This is a genomic window from Sulfitobacter donghicola DSW-25 = KCTC 12864 = JCM 14565 (genome assembly GCF_000622405.1).
GTDB classification, from domain to species: domain Bacteria; phylum Pseudomonadota; class Alphaproteobacteria; order Rhodobacterales; family Rhodobacteraceae; genus Sulfitobacter; species Sulfitobacter donghicola.
This window is the reverse complement of sequence record NZ_JASF01000005.1, coordinates 15,581-32,111: the sequence shown is the minus strand read 5'-3', so window position 1 is coordinate 32,111 and position 16,531 is coordinate 15,581. Positions and strand designations below refer to the sequence as shown.

Here is a 16,531-nt window from a genome sequence, read left to right as displayed (position 1 = left end):
CAAGGGTTGCACGCAGGCCAAGGCGCTGCATCGCTATCAGCGACCCAGTTTGTTTATTGGCGACATGGTGGGAAAAAAGGAAAAAGGCGGCCCTGTAGCGGGCCGCCGAATGGGTTATTCGCCGCGCGAAAGGGCGGCCACGCCCGTGCGGGCCACATCCACAAGGCCCAAGGGGCGCATCAGATCGGCAAAGGCGTCGATCTTTTCCGGCGCGCCAGTGATCTCGAAGACGAAGCTGGAGAGTGTGCTGTCCACGACATTGGCGCGGAAGATATCGGCAAGGCGCAGCGCCTCGACCCGTTTGTCGCCTGTGCCGGTTACTTTGAACATGGCCAGTTCGCGTTCAACGCTGGCGCCTTCCACGGTGAGGTCATGGACCTCGCGCACGGAGATGATGCGGCCTGTCTGGGCCTTGATCTGTTCAATCACCTGCGGTGTGCCGCGGGTGACGATGGTGATGCGGCTGAGATGGCCCTCATGATCCACTTCGGCCACTGTGAGGCTGTCGATGTTATAGCCGCGCCCCGCATAAAGGCCGATCACACGCGCCAGAACACCTGGTTCGTTTTCGACCAGCAGGGCGAGGGTGTGGCGCTCTTCCACGTCCGAGAAGTTGGGGCGCAGGTTATAGGCGGAATGGCTGGTGGCGCCTTTTTTGATGTTTAGTGCTGACATGGGTTTAGTCCTTACCAGATTTCTAGCCAGAGAGATTTGTCGCGGTCGAGAATTCTAATCTCTACAATGTCGCCGCGTTTTTTCTTCTTGCAGTGTTGTTTACCGTAGATCGGTCTTTGTGTTCTGTAGGTTTCTCCGAAAACATTTGTTGTTTCTGGGTCTGACCTGGGTGAGTTGAGCGGAATGTAGTATTGTTGAGTGCCCCAAATCCGCTCTTTGCGATTGATAGTGTTGAAATCACTGCATCCAGTTTTATAGGCGGGGCAAAAGCAATATTCCGTGTCGAACGGGGCTATTAATTCTGCGGACCATCCTGCGGAGGTTTTCTGCCATGCCGCATCCAACGGTTTGGCAAATGAGACTCCAAAGACCAGAGCAACGCAGAGAGCGAAACCAATTATGATTAGGATCGCTCTCTTCATCTTTTAAACCAGCACCTTACCTTCTGCATCAATGGCGGTTTGTGTGTCCACATCGCCCATGATCATCTCGTTGTGCGCCTTGCCCGACGGGATCATCGGGAAGCAGTTTTCGTGCTTCTCCACAAGGCAATCAAACAGAACAGGGCCGTCGTGGTTGATCATTTCCATGATCGCCTCGTCCAGATCTGCAGGATCGGAGCAGAGGATACCTTTGGCCCCAAAGGCTTCGGCGAGCTTTACAAAATCGGGCAGGCTTTCGGACCAGCTGGAGGAGTAGCGCTCTCCGTGGAGAAGTTCCTGCCACTGGCGCACCATGCCGAGGCGTTCGTTGTTGAGGATGAACTGTTTGACGGGCAGGCCGTATTGCATCGCTGTGCCCAGCTCTTGCATGTTCATCAGCCATGATGCTTCGCCCGCAACGTTGATCACCAGCGCCTCGGGGTGGGCCATTTGCACGCCAACGGAGGCCGGGAAACCATAGCCCATGGTGCCAAGGCCCCCAGAGGTCATCCAGCGGTTTGGGTCTTCAAAGTTGAGGTATTGCGCGGCCCACATCTGGTGCTGGCCGACTTCGGTGGTGATATAGCGGTCGTGCTCTTTGGTCAGGGCCTCAAGGCGGGCAAGGGCGTGTTGGGGTTTGATCACCGCGCCTTTCTGCTCGAACTTGAGGCAGTTCACCGCGCGCCACTCGTCGATCTGCTTCCACCATTTGGCAACGGCGGCAGAGTTCGTTTTGCGACCGCGTGATTTCCAGACCTTGAGCAGGTCTTCCAGCACATGGGCAACGTCGCCCATGATCGGGATATCGACGCGGATGATTTTGTTGATCGAGGAGGGGTCGATGTCGATATGCGCTTTTTTCGAGTTGGGGCTGAATTTGTCCACAACGCCAGTGATGCGGTCATCAAAACGGGCGCCGATGTTGATCATCAGATCGCAGCCGTGCATCGCCATGTTGGCCTCGTAGAGGCCGTGCATGCCCAGCATCCCCAGCCATTTGTCACCAGAGGCGGGATAGCTGCCCAGACCCATCAGGGTCGAGGTGATCGGGAAACCTGTGCCCTCAACCAATTCGCGCAGCAGCTGGGAGGCTGCTGGCCCTGAGTTGATCACGCCGCCACCTGTATAGAATACGGGGCGTTCGGCCTGTTCCAAGGCTTCGACCAATTCGGTGATCGCCTCCATGTCGCCCTTTAGCTGGGGCTGGTAATGCGAGGTCGAGGTGGTTTTGGGCGTATAGCTGCCGTTGGCAAACTGCACATCCTTTGGAATGTCGATCAAAACGGGGCCGGGGCGGCCGCTGGTGGCGATGTGAAACGCCTCGTGGATGGTGCTGGACAGGTTGTCCGTCTCTTTGACCAGCCAGTTATGTTTGGTGCAGGGGCGGGTGATGCCCACGGTGTCGGCCTCTTGGAAGGCATCCGAGCCGATCATAAACGACGGCACCTGACCCGTCAGAACAACAATCGGGATACTATCCATCAACGCGTCCGTCAGGCCCGTCACGGCGTTTGTCGCGCCCGGACCAGATGTTACCAGCGCAACACCGGGTTTGCCTGTTGAACGCGCATAGCCTTCGGCGGCGTGAACCGCGCCTTGTTCGTGGCGCACCAGAACGTGTTTGATGTGGTTTTGCTGAAAAATCTCGTCGTAAATCGGCAGGACAGCGCCGCCAGGATACCCGAATACGGTATCGACACCCTGATCAATCAGGGCTTGGACGATCATTTTGGCTCCGGTCATTTGGCGTGTCATGGTATTGCTCCGTAGGACGTATATTATCTTGTGCTTGGCATAAAAAAGCCCCCGAGTATGTCGGGGGCGCATGGGGTGGAATATGGTCTTACCGTTACCGGCCCATGCGCGTGTGTTTCAAAATGACGACTAGATCGTTCATGCCCAAAGGCTCCTTTATGCGTTTGGGTGGACATTATGAGCGGATTTCAGGGGCGTCAACCTGCAAATCTACATTATTGTGACGTTTGGGGGTGTGATTTTGTATTTTTATTGCGTTTGGCGGGTTTATTTTTGAAATTTTAGTAATTTCAGGGGCGTCTGGCTGAAGGTGAATGGTGTTTTTACCTGATGACGTCCCGCAAATCTTTGCTGCGCGGTACGGGGTAATGTCGCTTTTATCCCTTAAAAGGCGGGTTGTGTATCGGCAAAGCTGCGCGGGGTTGATAGGCTTTGGCTCATTATTTCTACGAGGCTATCAACGTGATCCAATTATTTTCCGATTTCAATTTGGCGCTCTTATTTGCAACGATAAATATGGCCACAGCTTTGATGCTGGGGGCGATCATTGGATCGGAGCGCCAGTTTCGGGGGCGCATGGCGGGGCTGCGGACCAATGCGTTGGTTTCCCTCGGCGCGGCGGGGTTTGTGGTTTTTGCAGCTCTTTTCCCGACAGATATCAACCCGACACGTGTTGCAGCGCAGGTTGTGTCTGGCATTGGCTTTTTGGGCGCGGGGATTATTTTTCGCGACGGGTTGACCATTCAGGGGTTGAACACGGCAGCGACACTTTGGTGTTCAGCGGCTGTGGGGCTGATCTCGGGGACGGGGCACCTGATGTATGCAATTGCCCTGACGGGATTGATCGTCTTCTCTAATCTGGGATTGCGCCCCTTGGTGCGGCGCCTCAAGGCCGCATCGGCCAAGGCAGGTGCCTCGGAAGAGTTCTTTTGCCTGACGTTTGAATGTTCACATGAGGTGGAAAAAGACATTCGCGCGGCCTTGGTGGCGTGTCTGGAGAAGGAACCTTTGCAGATCAATCGGATCTCAAGCCGTTCCAGCAAAAATGCTGTTGAGATTTCAGCCCAGTTGAAAGGGCCCAGAGACGCCACATCAAATGTGGAGAAGATCATTTCAAAGATGTCACTGAATGCGGGTTTGTTGCGCGCCCAATGGGCGGCGGGCGATGACGTAGACGAGGATACGCACTGAAAACGGCGCGCAGGTTTTTCGGATCGTTTTAGGGCTGGATCCTGTCGCGGGTTAGGTGCCCGTTCCCTGCAATACACCATGTTCCAAAGCATAGCGTGTCAGGCCAGCGGTGCTGGAGATGCCCAGCTTGCGTTTGATATTCTTGCGGTGGGTTTCAACCGTGCGCACCGAGATATCCAGCGTGAGGGCGACTTCCTTGTTGGATTGACCTTGGGCCAGTTGCAGCAGGATCGTCTGTTCGCGCCCTGTCAGGGTTTCGCGCGCGCCGCCCTCTTTTGGGGTGAGCGACCCTTGGGCGCCTGTGCATAGATAGCGTTCGCCGCGCATGACCGTATCAATCGCCAGTTTGATTTCATCCGTTGGAACGTCTTTTAGCAGATAGCCCATCGCGCCATGGTTCAGAGCAGATGAGATATATTCAGGGCTGTCGTGCATGGACAGGATCACGATGCGCGTGCCGGGGCGTTGTTCCAAAACGATCTCGGTGGCTGAGAGGCCGCCAAGGTCTGGCATGTTCAGGTCCATCAGGATCACATCGGGGTTAAGGGTCTCAAGCTGCTCAATAACCGCGCGCCCGCCTGTCAGCGTGCCAACAACCTCAACGTCATCATAGCTTTCCAGAATGCTTTGGATGCCTTCGGCGACCATCGGGTGGTCATCAACGATGGCGATGCGCAGGGTTTGGGTGGTCATTCTGCGTCCTTTCCTGTGTCGGGCTTTGCTGCGGTTTTTACTGCGGTTTTGACTGCGGTTTTTGCTGGGCAGGCGGCAGCATATGAGAAAGGGGCGCGATGGCTTTGATCTCTAGGCCTTTGCCTTGGGCGGGTCGGATGTACAACAGGCCGCCCAATTGATCCATACGTTCCTGCATATTTCGCAGGCCAAGGCCCTGATTGTTTTGATCGGGTGTAAAGCCACGGCCATTATCGACGATCCGCAGGGTTGCACCATCTTTGTGGCCGCGAAGGTCAATGATGACATGGGTTGCGTCCGCATGGCGTTCGATATTGGTGAGCGCCTCTTGGGCGATGCGGTAGAGGGCGGTTTTGGCATTTACATCCAAGCGGTTACGGAACACCACGGTGGAATAGCTCACATCTATCCCAGTGCGATTGCCGAAATCCTCGGCGAGGGTGCGCAGGGCAGGGCCGAGGCCCAGATCATCCAGCACACCGGGGCGCAAATCACGGCTGATGCGGCGCACTTCGGAAATCGCCTCGGCCAAGGATGAAATCCCCTTGGCCAGTGGTGCAGCCGCGGCTGGATCACCGCGGTCTAGGCGACGACGGGCATTATCCAGCGCATAGCGCACCCCGACAAGGATCTGGCTGATGCCATCGTGCAGTTCACGCGCCACGCGGCCGCGCTCTTCTTCTTGGGCATCAAATACGCGCTGGGTCAGTTTTTTCAGTTTGGCATCGGCCAGCCAGCGTTCGCGCAGGTTCAACCCCATGCCGCTGGCAAACACCACCAGCAAAGCCGCCAGCGCAATGGCGCCGATATAGAGGAAAGTGCGCTGAACACGGTCTTCGACTTCGGCGCGCGAAGAGGCAACAGAGGCGAGGATATCATCAATATAAACGCCAGTCCCCACGGCCCATCCCCAAGAGGGAAAGGAGGTGACATAGACGATCTTTTGCGCAGGCACACCGCTGGAAGGTTTGGGCCATGTATAGGTGTGATACCCCGCGCCATCGCGGGCAATTTCGATCAGGCGATCAACAACAGGGGCGCCATCGCTGTCAGTTTCACCTTTGAAATTCTGCCCGATGCGTTCAGTTTCACGGGGGGAAACAATGGCCGTACCGTCATAATCATAAACGAAAAACTGCCCTTCTTCGCCGTAAATCATGGCCGATAAAATCTGGGCGACGCGTTCTTTTGCGATGCCATCATCGGGCGCGGCGTTGCCGTAGATGAAATAAAAGCCGTTGCGCGCTTGGGTGACATAGTTTCGCAGCTCGGCCTTTTTGGCCTCAATCAGTTGGGTTTCCAGCGCGCTGATCTCACGTTCGGCCAGCGCGCGCGATTGCGCCGCGACCACAAATGCAATCGCCGCAACGGCGATGACCAAGGGCAAAGTGGCCAAGAGGGCCAGCTTTTGACCATAGGGAATATTCAGACGGAATAGGCGGTTCATATTGATTCGATACGCGCAAACGGACGGGTGATCAAAGGCAAATCGTAAAAGTTAAAAGAAAGTGAAAAGCCGCAAGAGGGGGTGTTTTGCTGGTAAAAATGAGCAAAAGCACAATTTTTCACCAGTAAATTCCGATGTTTGCCCGTTTCTACGCAGTAGTAGGTATTTCATATTCCTGTAGCGGCGCTAGTCTCGGGCCACTTGAAACGACCTGCACGGATTCTCTGTTACGTGTGGGCGAAAAACTTCCGGGAGGATACCTATATGGATCGTCGTTCATTTTTGAAGACATCTGCACTTGGCGGCACAGCAGCAGCAGCAACAACACTTGCGGCACCTGTTTACGCGCAAGGCAAAAAAACACTGACAATGGTTACATCATGGCCACGCGGTTTCGCCGTTCTGGATGATGCGGCTACTTACATGAACAACATGGTTAACGAGATGTCTGACGGCACCTTGACCATCGAGAAAAAAGCTCCGGGTGAGCTGGTTGGCGCGCTGGAAGTGTTTGACGCGGTTTCCTCCGGTCAGGCCGACATGTACCACTCGGCTGATTACTACTACATCAACCAGCACCCAGCGTTTGCGTATTACACAGCTGTTCCATTCGGCGGCACCGCACAAGAGCTGACAAACTGGTACCACCACGGTGGCGGCCATGAGCTGCACAACGAGCTGGGCGAAGTGTTCAACCTCAAGTGCTTCTTGGCAGGTAACTCTGGTTCGCAGTCCGGTGGCTGGTTCCGCAACGAAATCAACTCTGCAGCAGACTTTAACGGTTTGAAATTCCGTATGCCTGGTCTGGGCGGCAAAGTACTGGGTAAACTGGGCGCATCTGTTCAGAACATCCCAGGTGGCGAATTGTACCAGGCACTTTCTTCGGGTGCTTTGGACGGTCTGGAGTGGGTTGGCCCATTCGCGGATGAGCGCGCCGGCTTCCAAGAAGTTGCAAAAGTATACTACACAGCGGGCTTCCACGAGCCAGGTTCCGCTCTGTCGTGCAACATGAACCTTGATGTCTTCAACGAGCTGTCCCCAGCGCACCAGAAGATCATCGAATACTCCACAATGGCGACAACGCACCTTCAGTTGGCTGAAACGCTGGCAAACAACGGTGCTGCATTGTCCCGTCTTCAGCAGCAGGGTGTTAAAACCATGCAGTTCTCTGACGATGTATGGGATGCATTTGGTAAAGCTTCTGCAGAAGTTATGGACGAAAACATGGGTGACGAACTGTTCGCGAAAACACGCGCCAGCTTCGAAGCATCCCTCACGTCTTCTGCCGAGTGGCTGTCCAAGTCCGACGCATTCTACGTCGAGCAGCGTGAGCGCGTACGCGCCAGCTTGTAAGCTGATTGAACACAACCAAGGGCCGCTCTTTCGGGCGGCCCTTGGCTTTATCTAACATCCGGAAATCGCATACCGGAAACTGGTACACCTAGAGGTACCAATTGCGCGACCCGGGGAGGGGACACATGGCAGACGATATTGTATGTTCGGGGTTTTTCCGCGCAGCTGAGGGTGCAAAGCTCAGCTGTCTCGATAAGTTCCAAGAGAGTGGTTTAATCCAGTTCGTTACAGGTAACGTGCTGGAAGCATTCTATAATTTCTTTGCTGCGCTGATTAATCCAGCGATGTGGCTAAACTGGTCTGACGGCCAAGCCATGATGCGGTTCATCTATTATGGTGGCTCGGTCGAGTTGTTTTTTGTACTGGCGACCATCCTTGTTATCGTCACCGCCATCGGCATGCGTAAGCGGGCGATGATGTGGGGCATGGTGCGCGGCCTTGAAGGGTTCTCCAACACGGTTGGGCGGCTGTTTGCTTGGGCCGGTCTGATCATGGTGCTGCAACAGATCATCATTATCTTTATGCAGCGGATTTTCACACGGCCCGATATTGTTGTCGGCTTTGGTATTCCGCTTCAGTTCGACATCAGCTGGTATGCAGAAGAATTAAAGCTTTTCAATGCTTTGGTGGTTTGTATGTGCGTTGGATATACCTTTGTTCAGGGCGGCCACGTGCGCGTTGACCTGTTCTATGCAGGGGCCAAATTCCGCACCAAAAAGATTGTCGACATGATGGGCGCGGTCTTCTTTATGATGCCTTTTGCCATTCTGACATGGATGTATGGCTGGTTCTTCCTGTGGCGCCATCTGGTCACGCCGAACCCATCCGCATCTGACAAGCTAGAGCTGTTGCTGCGCAAGTCGCGCCTGCTGAAGTGGAACGTAGAAACCATCGGTTTCTCCCCCAGCGGTTTCAACGGCTATTTCATATTCAAAGTTCTGCTTTGCCTGTTCTGCATCATGGTGATGGTCCAAGCAATTGCAGTGTTCTACCGGTCTTATTGCGAGCTGCGCGAAGGTCCGGAGAGCGAAGGAAAATACCTCGACAAGGATACCCTTGGCGAGGGCGAAGAAGCCTATGAGGGAACACACTAATGTTTTTCGGTTTGGACGGGGTCGAAGTAGGCCTGATCATCGTATTTGTGTGTCTCTTCGGGGGCATTCTGTCTGGCTTTCCGGTGGCCTTTGCCATCGGTGGTGCTGGTATCATTTCATTCGGTATTATTGCCGCTCTGGATAGCGCGGGTCTGTTGATCCATCAGGCGATTGATACATCTTCGGATGCCTATCGCGCGCTGATCAATTCGGGCATCAGGGAGGATACGGTATCGCTGTTCCGATACCCTGATTTGCCGCAAATCTCTGAACCGGTGTTCCCATCGGGTTGGGAAGTGGCGCTGGATCGTAACGTATCCTTTATTGTGAACCGGATGAACGAACGTGTTCTGGCGGGTCAGTCCATTGAAACACTGTTGGCTGTTTTGATGTTCGTCCTGATGGGCATCACGCTGGAGCGTTCCAAGATCGCAAATGATCTGCTGACAACCATGGCGCGGGTCTTTGGCCCACTGCCAGGTGGTTTGGCTGTATCCATCGTTGTTGTGGGCGCGTTTCTTGCCGCCTCCACAGGGATTGTGGGCGCGACGGTTGTGACCATGGGTCTGTTGGCTTTGCCGACGATGCTGCGCAACAACTATTCGCCTGAAATCGCAACAGGCGTCATCGCGGCCTCTGGCACCTTGGGCCAGATCATTCCGCCGTCGATTGTTATTGTTCTGCTCGGCACCCTTGCCGGTGACCTCTATTCAGCTGCGCAAGAGGCGCGTGCCTCGTCATTTGGATGTACCGATGCGTTGACCTATCTGGGTGAGCCAGCGGTTGTTTCTGTGGGTACGTTGTTTCAGGCGGCCTTGTTGCCGGGTATCATGCTTGCGCTGCTTTATGCGCTATATGCCTTTGGCTATGCGTTGATGAACCCTGATAAGGCGCCAGCGGTGCCGATGGGGGCCACCAACGCCGAGCCTGTGACGCGCTCTGAGGCCTTCACATGGTTTGTTGGCGCACCTGTTCTGCTGATCGTCGGGACAATTGTTCTGGGCAGCTTTGGCATTGTCGGCTCGCAAGACACACGCGTCTCCAGCTTTTCCGACATCGGTGAAAACGCAACCCTGCGGACCAGTGTAGGGGAGCAGTGTAAGGCCGCGATGATCGAACTTCACGGTCAAGAGCGTTGGGACCTTGCGGTTGAGCAGCAGGCGGCCATTGAGGCCTCTGGTGGTCTGGCAGCAAGTGAAAAGCTGACTGACGAAGAATATGCTGCCGCACAGGAAGCCAAGATTGCAGCCGCTGCGCCGATTGGCACAGGTATTGCGATCATGATGATCCTGCTCAGCCTGTTCATGACAACCGCGCGCGGTGTATCGCCGTCATCGGATACACGTCCGCTGTTGATCGGTGGTATTGGTGTGGTCTTGTTGGTGCTGGTAGATATCCTGCTGGTCAAGCCAACCACATCTTCGGGGATGATGGTTGTGCTGATGGCGCTGCCGTTTATCGCGGTAATGTATGGTGTGGTCTATGCGACCAAGCTGTGCGCCCGTAACGAGCTGATCCGCGTTGTTTTCCCACCGCTGGTTCTGATCGTTGCTGTTCTCGGCTCGATCCTTGGTGGGATCACAAACCCGACGCCCGCTGCGGCGCTGGGGGCGGGTGGTGCGATTATGCTGGCGGCTTACCGCAAGCTGAAAGACCTTGATCGCTCACCAAAGGTGATCATCTGGTCCGCTTTGGCCATTATCGTCTGTATCCTTGTCGGCGTGAACTTTGATCTGCGGATCAATCAGGACGACGTGAGCTTTGAAAGCTGGATGGCGTTCTTTGTGGCTTATGGTGCGTATCTTTACGCAGTATTCGGCCTGTTGTTCAGCTGCTGGATCCTGTTCACAAACGGTGTTCTGACACCTGTTGTGCGCGAAACGGCCAAGGTGACGTCGATGGTGTTTACCATCCTCATCGGCTCTCAGTTGTTGAACCTTGTGGTCATCAGCTTTGGCGGCGAGCATTATATCCAGCAGTTCCTGAAATCCTTTGACAACGAGCTGACGGTCTTCCTGATCGTGATGTTGGTGCTCTTTGTCCTTGGCTTTGTTCTGGACTTCCTCGAGATCATCTACATCGTTGTGCCGATTGTGGGGCCGGTTATCTATGGCGGGTCGTTCGATCCGAAATGGGTCACCATCATGATCGCGGTGAACTTGCAGACTTCCTTCCTCACACCGCCGTTTGGCTTTGCGCTGTTCTATCTGCGCGGGGTTGCACCGGCCAGCGTGACGACCCAGCACATCTATCGCGGTATCATCCCGTTTGTGCTTATTCAGGTGGCGGGTTTGGCGATCTTGTGGTTCTTCCCAGCGATTGTGACGATCATCCCTGATCTGATCCCGTAAAAGGGCCATGATAGAAAGTTAACAAAGGGCGCCTTGCGGGGCGCCCTTTGCGTTTCAAGATACGTGATAGGACAGAAGATGCGCCAATCTCTCAGAGACAAAGCCATTGGCATTTGCGAGGCAAAGATCGCCAAAAAAGGCGAGGGGGTTGGCCTGTCGTTCTATGCCTTCTTTGCCAATCGAAATGATGATCCCGATCTGTTGATGGAGGCCGCGACATGGTGGATCAAAACCCACCAGTTGGATCATTTTGAGAAAGCCGTGAAAATCCGCGATATGATCGCCGCAGGCCAGTGATCCTAGCGGCGTTAGCCGCGTTTTGGGGTCAGATCGGGAAGCGAGATATTTGCCACCTGTTCCGCGATAGGATCGGTGTTGAGCGGGTGTTTATCCGCTGAAAAATCCGCAGGATCGCGCATAGGCTGCCACGCACCGCCTATGAAGACTTCCAGCCCTGAAAACTTGGCCTTGTAATCCATCTTTTGGCTGCCAGGCACCCAATAGCCCAGATAGACATAAGGCAGGCCAGCGCTGCGGGCGATTTCGATATGGTCAAGGATGATATAATTGCCCAAGCCATCGCGCGGACGGTCAGGAGAGTAGAAGGAGTAAACCATGCTCACCCCATCGCCCAAAACATCCGTGAGGCACACGCCGATCAGCTCGCCTGTTTCATCGTCGCAATATTCGATCACGCGGGTGCGGATCGGCGTTTCTTCGATCATTGCGGCAAATTCAAACACATCCATATCCGCCATGCCACCGTCTGAGTGGCGGCTGCTGAGATAGGTGCGAAACAGCTCGTATTGATCTTCGGTGGCCCAAGGCGATGTCGCACGGCGCGTCAGCCCTGTGTTGCGTTTGACGGTTCGGCGTTGGCTTTTGCTGGGCGTGAATTTCGACACATCAATACGGGCGGACAAACAGGCCGAGCATTCCGCACAGGAAGGGCGGTAAAGCACATTCTGGCTGCGCCTGAACCCTTGCGCAGACAGGCTGTTGTTCAGGGTGTCGGTGTTGTCGCCCTGCAAGGCGGTAAACAGCTTTCTTTCCATCCGGCCCTCAAGATAGGGGCAGGGCTGCGGTGCAGTCACATAGAACTGCGGTGCAATAGGAAGCGAGTGGCGCATAAATGGGGTCCGGGCTGCTTGGTTTTTGTTAGGTTAGCCTTTGAAAGGAAAAGGGCAAAGCCTAAAATGAATTAGGGTGAACAGAGGCTTGGCCTTGCCTATCTTGGGGTTAGCCGCGCCTGTTTAACGCGACCGTTCCCAAAACCATATCGGTCAGCCCTTGGCGACGATCCGTGCTGAGCATCAGAACAATCGAGATCAATTGCAGCAGGGGCATGGTGATCGAAACCGTATAGCCCAGCGTATGAAGCACGGCTGTCGGTAGGTCGAATTTCTGGTCATCACGGGTGCGCATCTCGATCGCCATAAACTGCATCCCCCATGTGGCAGAGCTGCGCGACAGCGTCACCACACGGTAGGCAAAGCCCAAAACGATAAAGAGAAAGGGCAGAAAGAACAGGCCGATAAACGCGGTAAAGGGGATCACAACCAGCGTCAGCACAAGGATAATGATTGTATCTGCCCCCCATGCCAAAAGGCGTTTGGTGGGGACGCTATCGTAAAATTGCGGCTGTGTATCAGGATCAGGTGTCATCGGGCTCTTTCAGGGTGGGGCACAGGTGCACGCCCCCAGATTTGGGAGCGCGCGGGGCTGCTGTCAAGCAGCGGGGGGAGGTTAGGCTGCTGCTTCGTCGTCGTTGCGGGCAGCGCGTTCGTCCATAAAGGCATCGAATTCGGATTTGTCTTTTGCTTCACGCAGGCGCTCAAGGAAGCTTTCAAAACTGTCTTGCTCTTCCTCTAGGCGGCGCAATGTGTCGGCCTTGTAGGCGTCAAAGGCTGCGTTGCCTGTCGGGCGCCCCATTGCCATATGACGATGCATTTTGCGGCGGCGGTTACAGGCGTGAGAAGAAGAATTAAACATACGTTTGCTCCAGATCATATAAGCGAGAAGGGCAAGGCCAACAGGCCAGAAAAAGATAAACCCAAGAACCATGGCGGCGATCCACGCGCCTTTGCCGCGCTCGTCCAGCCAGCTTTCTGAGCGGGTAAAGAAATTGTCGCGCGAAGAGTTACGCGAAGATGGGTAGGTGTCGGTCATCGTGGTCATTATAGTCCCCTCAAATTTGCGGTGCGCTGCCGCCGGGTTTGGGGCGCTTCACCGGAGAAAGGACTGGAATGTAAATGCCTTTCACATCACTCAATTTGGGTATGGTTGGCGCGATTGCAAGATTGAATGTGAAAGATATTTACATTTTTCTTTTTAATTCTTTTATTTCAGTCGGATGGGCGGAAAAGAATTTTGACACAGATCATTGACGCGCCCCCCGACACGGGCAATTCTGGCCCTATGAACAACAAAAACCTTTCCAGCCGCCTTACCCGATGCCCCCGTTTGATCGGGGAGGCAGATGATGATTTGCAGCTTGATCGTTTTGATCGCGCAATTCGCCCGCTATTGGCCAGTACGGCCGCCTTGGCCCCGTATCTACGTAGTTTGATCGAGAAAGAGGCCGCGTGGCTAGAGGGCGCATTGGACGACCCCGAAGCCGCGCTCGCTGGGGTGTTAACAGCGCCAGAGGTGCTTCAGGCCGATACGCTAAGTTCTGGATTGCGGCAGGGTAAGCGGCGGGTGGCGTTGCTCAGCGCTTTGGCCGATCTTGGCGGGGCTTGGTCATTGGAGGAGGTCACGGGCGCGCTGACGGATTATGCTGATGCGGCCACACAGGCGGCGTTGCGGGTGGCCGTTGCCGCTCAGATTCGGCGCGGAAAATTGCCGGGATTGGTCGAGGAAGACGCCGAAACCGGTGGGGGCATGACCGTACTGGCGATGGGCAAGATGGGCGCGGGCGAGTTGAATTATTCTTCCGATATCGATCTGATCTGCCTCTTTGACGAAAGCCGCTATGATCCCGATGACTTTCAAGAGGCGCGGGCAGGGTTGATCAAAGCCACACGCGCGATGGCCTCTACCCTCAGCGAGATCACCGCCGAGGGCTATGTGTTTCGCACCGATCTGCGTCTGCGCCCTGATCCTGCGGTCACCCCCGTTTGCGTGGGGCTGCTGGCAGCCGAACGCTATTACGAAAGCCTTGGGCGCACGTGGGAACGCGCCGCCTATATCAAGGCGCGCCCCTGTGCGGGTGACATCGCCGTGGGCGAGGGGTTTTTGCAAACCCTGCGCCCGTTTGTCTGGCGCAGGCATCTGGACTTCGCCGCCATTCAGGATGCCCATGACATGCGCCTCGCCATTCGCGAGCATAAAGGCCTCGGCGGAGAGATCACCCTGCCTGGTCACAACATGAAACTGGGCCGTGGTGGCATCCGCGAGATCGAATTTTTTACCCAGACCCGCCAGTTGATTGCGGGCGGGCGCGACGCGGGGTTACGCCTGCGCGGCACCAAAGAAGGGCTTGCGACGCTGGCGGCAAAAGGATGGGTGCCCCAAGACGCCGCAGAAACGCTGACAGATCACTATACGTTCCACCGCACGGTCGAACACCGTTTGCAGATGGTGCAGGATGCCCAAACCCATACGCTGCCCAAATCGCCAGAAGGTATGGCGCGGATTGCGGCGATGATGGATATGGATCAATCCGCGCTGGAGCAAGAGCTGCGCGACCGTCTGGGCGCGGTCCATGAAATCACCGAAGGGTTCTTTGCCGAAGCCAGTGGCACAGCCGAACCTGAACTGGCCCATGAGTTTGACGTCGCGGTTATGGATCGTTGGCCAAACTATCCGGCGCTCAGGTCGGATCGCGGATCAGAATTGTTTGAGCAGCTAAAGCCGGATTTGCTGGGCCGTTTGGCGCAGGCGGATAAACCGGATGAGGCGCTATTGGCTTTTGACGGGTTTCTGGGCGGCTTGCCTGCTGGTGTGCAGCTGTTTTCCTTGCTCAAGGCCAATCCGCAATTATCCGATCTGTTGATTGATATCGTATCGGTCTCTCCGATGCTGGCGGCGCATCTGTCGCGCAACGCCTCTGTTCTGGATGCGGTGATCGGGGGTGATTTCTTTGCCGATTGGCCTGGTGAAGAGGCGTTGGCCGCGGCCCTTGGCACCCGCCTGAAAGAGCTGGATGACTATGAAACCCAGTTGGATGGCACGCGGGTCTGGGCGCGCGAATGGCATTTCCGGATCGGGGTGCATCATCTGCGCGGTCTGACGGATGGGGCACAGGCGGCCGAGCAGTATAGCGATCTGGCGCGCGCTGTTTTGCGGGCCCTGTGGCCTGTTGTCATCGCTGAAATCTCGCGCCGCCATGGCCCACCTCCGGGAAAGGGGGCGGTCATTGTCGGGATGGGCTCGCTTGGGGCGGGGCGGCTGACCGCGCAATCCGATCTGGATATGATTGTGATCTATGATGCGGATGGGGTAGAAGCATCAGAGGGGCCGCGCCCTTTGGCTGCGCGCCAGTATTACGCGCGGCTGACACAGGCGATGATTACCGCGATGAGCGCCCCCATGGCGCATGGGCGGCTGTATGAGCTGGATTTGCGTCTGCGCCCTTCAGGGAACAAAGGGCCGGTGGCGACATCGCTTGAGAGTTTCGACAGCTATCAGAAAAACGAGGCATGGCTGTGGGAGCATCTGGCCCTGACCCGCGCCGAAGTGATCGCGGGGCCGGATGTTCTTGGGCAGGCGGTGGAAACCTTGCGCGCAGACATTGTAAGGTCGAAACGCGATGTCCAATATGTCTGCACCCAAACCGCCGAGATGCGCGCGCGGATTGCTGCGGCAAAATCGGCAGAAGGGGTGCTGGATGCCAAAATAGGCGCAGGGCGTTTGCAAGATATCGAATTATTTGCGCAGGCTGGTGCCCTGATCGGGGGGATCGTTGCACGGGATATTCCCGCAGGTCTGGCCGCGGCGCAGGCTGCGGGGGTGATATCGCAGGAGGACGAGAAACGCCTAAACGACGCGTATGAATGCCTGTGGTCGCTTCAATCCGCCACGCGCCTGCTCTCGTCCAAGCCGCTAGACCTTGGCGCTTTGCGAAATGCGACGCAGCGGTTTTTGGTCCATTCGGTTATACAGGTTGCGGAAAACGACACGGTTCAGGCATTAGAGGCGCAACTGGCACAGACTTATGAAGTCGCAGACAGCATTATTTCCATGGCGCTGGTAAAATTTTCCACTGGAGATACGTAATGGAAAAAGTCACATCTGATGACCCAAAGGGCTTGATCTATGAAGCCTATCGGATTGAAGGGGTCTCAAAATCGGAATGCCGGTCAATCTTTTTGGATTGGGCGCTGAGCCTTGAAGAGGGGGCGGAAACCCATCCTGCCATGCGCCGTTTGCTAGAGCGCTATGGTCAGGATCCAGAACATCCGATGTCCGAAGTTCTGGCCGAGGGGTTACATTCAATCGCTACACCGCGGCGGCGCGGGGGGTGGCGCAGCCGTAAACGGGATTGATTGATCCAGACTAGGTTCCTTCAAGTTAAGTTAACAAATCGTTAATTTGTGCTAAGTCTGG

The 16,531-nt window shown here is 55.6% G+C and carries 15 protein-coding genes; 7 read left to right on the top strand and 8 right to left on the bottom strand.

Annotation, left to right across the window (positions count from 1 at the left end):
- Positions 1-114: 114 nt before the first annotated feature.
- The 3 genes from ilvN to Z948_RS0101010 are packed head-to-tail and all read right to left on the bottom strand — an operon-like array spanning position 115 to position 2,852.
- Positions 115-675 carry an acetolactate synthase small subunit gene (gene ilvN, locus Z948_RS0101020; RefSeq protein WP_025057718.1) on the bottom strand — a complete coding sequence of 187 codons (561 nt, stop codon included), beginning with the start codon at positions 673-675 and terminating at the stop codon, positions 115-117.
- Positions 676-686: 11 nt separating this feature from the next.
- A complete protein-coding gene (locus Z948_RS0101015; RefSeq protein ID WP_025057717.1) occupies positions 687-1,097 on the bottom strand; it encodes a hypothetical protein in 411 nt (136 codons plus the stop codon).
- A 3-nt stretch (positions 1,098-1,100) separates the two neighbouring features.
- Complete coding sequence (locus Z948_RS0101010; protein WP_025057716.1) at positions 1,101-2,852, bottom strand: acetolactate synthase 3 large subunit; 1,752 nt, start codon at positions 2,850-2,852, stop codon at positions 1,101-1,103.
- 516 nt (positions 2,853-3,368) lie between these two features.
- Here Z948_RS0101010 and Z948_RS0101005 point away from each other — a divergent pair.
- A complete protein-coding gene (locus Z948_RS0101005; RefSeq protein WP_156023550.1) occupies positions 3,369-4,043 on the top strand; it encodes an MgtC/SapB family protein in 675 nt (224 codons plus the stop codon).
- A 51-nt stretch (positions 4,044-4,094) separates the two neighbouring features.
- Here Z948_RS0101005 and Z948_RS0101000 read toward each other — a convergent pair whose 3' ends face one another.
- Positions 4,095-4,736, bottom strand: coding sequence for a response regulator transcription factor (locus tag Z948_RS0101000; protein WP_025057714.1), 642 nt, complete (start codon positions 4,734-4,736; stop codon positions 4,095-4,097).
- Positions 4,737-4,773: 37 nt separating this feature from the next.
- The gene (locus Z948_RS0100995; protein WP_025057713.1) at positions 4,774-6,183 is read right to left on the bottom strand and encodes a cache domain-containing protein; all 1,410 of its coding nucleotides are present in this window, start codon (positions 6,181-6,183) and stop codon (positions 4,774-4,776) included.
- A gap of 264 nt (positions 6,184-6,447) precedes the next feature.
- Here Z948_RS0100995 and Z948_RS0100990 point away from each other — a divergent pair, with 264 nt between their 5' ends.
- The 4 genes from Z948_RS0100990 to Z948_RS0100975 all read left to right on the top strand — a co-directional run bounded on the left by Z948_RS0100990 (position 6,448) and on the right by Z948_RS0100975 (position 11,278).
- Positions 6,448-7,536, top strand: coding sequence for a TRAP transporter substrate-binding protein (locus tag Z948_RS0100990; RefSeq protein ID WP_025057712.1), 1,089 nt, complete (start codon positions 6,448-6,450; stop codon positions 7,534-7,536).
- Between the two features lie 125 nt (positions 7,537-7,661).
- Complete coding sequence (locus tag Z948_RS0100985) at positions 7,662-8,630, top strand: TRAP transporter small permease subunit (protein WP_025057711.1); 969 nt, start codon at positions 7,662-7,664, stop codon at positions 8,628-8,630.
- On the top strand, positions 8,630-10,981 hold the full coding sequence (locus tag Z948_RS0100980) for a TRAP transporter large permease (RefSeq protein WP_025057710.1): 2,352 nt from the start codon (positions 8,630-8,632) through the stop codon (positions 10,979-10,981). Before Z948_RS0100985 ends, Z948_RS0100980 begins: the two co-directional genes overlap by 1 nt.
- Positions 10,982-11,059: 78 nt before the next feature.
- Entirely contained in the window at positions 11,060-11,278 is a 219-nt protein-coding gene (locus Z948_RS0100975; RefSeq protein WP_025057709.1) for a DUF6500 family protein, read from the top strand.
- An 11-nt stretch (positions 11,279-11,289) separates the two neighbouring features.
- Here the strand turns inward: Z948_RS0100975 and Z948_RS0100970 are convergent, their stop codons facing one another.
- The 3 genes from Z948_RS0100970 to Z948_RS0100960 form a co-directional block, all read right to left on the bottom strand.
- The gene (locus Z948_RS0100970) at positions 11,290-12,111 is read right to left on the bottom strand and encodes an arginyltransferase (protein WP_025057708.1); all 822 of its coding nucleotides are present in this window, start codon (positions 12,109-12,111) and stop codon (positions 11,290-11,292) included.
- A gap of 109 nt (positions 12,112-12,220) precedes the next feature.
- Complete coding sequence (locus tag Z948_RS0100965; protein WP_025057707.1) at positions 12,221-12,646, bottom strand: RDD family protein; 426 nt, start codon at positions 12,644-12,646, stop codon at positions 12,221-12,223.
- Positions 12,647-12,727: 81 nt separating this feature from the next.
- On the bottom strand, positions 12,728-13,159 hold the full coding sequence (locus tag Z948_RS0100960) for a DUF2852 domain-containing protein (RefSeq protein WP_025057706.1): 432 nt from the start codon (positions 13,157-13,159) through the stop codon (positions 12,728-12,730).
- Positions 13,160-13,399: 240 nt separating this feature from the next.
- Here Z948_RS0100960 and Z948_RS0100950 point away from each other — a divergent pair, with 240 nt between their 5' ends.
- Positions 13,400-16,201, top strand: a complete 2,802-nt coding sequence (locus Z948_RS0100950; RefSeq protein WP_025057705.1) for a [protein-PII] uridylyltransferase family protein — start codon at positions 13,400-13,402, stop codon at positions 16,199-16,201.
- Positions 16,201-16,470 (top strand): hypothetical protein, encoded by a 270-nt coding sequence (locus Z948_RS0100945; protein ID WP_025057704.1) that lies wholly within the window; start codon positions 16,201-16,203, stop codon positions 16,468-16,470. The genes Z948_RS0100950 and Z948_RS0100945 overlap by 1 nt, the downstream gene beginning before the upstream one ends.
- The last annotated feature ends 61 nt before the right edge of the window (positions 16,471-16,531 follow it).

What these genes read in the sequence shown, in the direction of transcription:
- ilvN (WP_025057718.1), bottom strand. Translation starts at nt 675, where the DNA reads ATGTCAGCACTAAACATCAAAAAAGGCGCCACCAGCCATTCCGCCTAT.
- Z948_RS0101015 (WP_025057717.1), bottom strand. Translation starts at nt 1,097, where the DNA reads ATGAAGAGAGCGATCCTAATCATAATTGGTTTCGCTCTCTGCGTTGCT.
- Z948_RS0101010 (WP_025057716.1), bottom strand. Translation starts at nt 2,852, where the DNA reads ATGACACGCCAAATGACCGGAGCCAAAATGATCGTCCAAGCCCTGATT.
- Z948_RS0101005 (WP_156023550.1), top strand. Translation starts at nt 3,369, where the DNA reads ATGGCCACAGCTTTGATGCTGGGGGCGATCATTGGATCGGAGCGCCAG.
- Z948_RS0101000 (WP_025057714.1), bottom strand. Translation starts at nt 4,736, where the DNA reads ATGACCACCCAAACCCTGCGCATCGCCATCGTTGATGACCACCCGATG.
- Z948_RS0100995 (WP_025057713.1), bottom strand. Translation starts at nt 6,183, where the DNA reads ATGAACCGCCTATTCCGTCTGAATATTCCCTATGGTCAAAAGCTGGCC.
- Z948_RS0100990 (WP_025057712.1), top strand. Translation starts at nt 6,448, where the DNA reads ATGGATCGTCGTTCATTTTTGAAGACATCTGCACTTGGCGGCACAGCA.
- Z948_RS0100985 (WP_025057711.1), top strand. Translation starts at nt 7,662, where the DNA reads ATGGCAGACGATATTGTATGTTCGGGGTTTTTCCGCGCAGCTGAGGGT.
- Z948_RS0100980 (WP_025057710.1), top strand. Translation starts at nt 8,630, where the DNA reads ATGTTTTTCGGTTTGGACGGGGTCGAAGTAGGCCTGATCATCGTATTT.
- Z948_RS0100975 (WP_025057709.1), top strand. Translation starts at nt 11,060, where the DNA reads ATGCGCCAATCTCTCAGAGACAAAGCCATTGGCATTTGCGAGGCAAAG.
- Z948_RS0100970 (WP_025057708.1), bottom strand. Translation starts at nt 12,111, where the DNA reads ATGCGCCACTCGCTTCCTATTGCACCGCAGTTCTATGTGACTGCACCG.
- Z948_RS0100965 (WP_025057707.1), bottom strand. Translation starts at nt 12,646, where the DNA reads ATGACACCTGATCCTGATACACAGCCGCAATTTTACGATAGCGTCCCC.
- Z948_RS0100960 (WP_025057706.1), bottom strand. Translation starts at nt 13,159, where the DNA reads ATGACCACGATGACCGACACCTACCCATCTTCGCGTAACTCTTCGCGC.
- Z948_RS0100950 (WP_025057705.1), top strand. Translation starts at nt 13,400, where the DNA reads ATGAACAACAAAAACCTTTCCAGCCGCCTTACCCGATGCCCCCGTTTG.
- Z948_RS0100945 (WP_025057704.1), top strand. Translation starts at nt 16,201, where the DNA reads ATGGAAAAAGTCACATCTGATGACCCAAAGGGCTTGATCTATGAAGCC.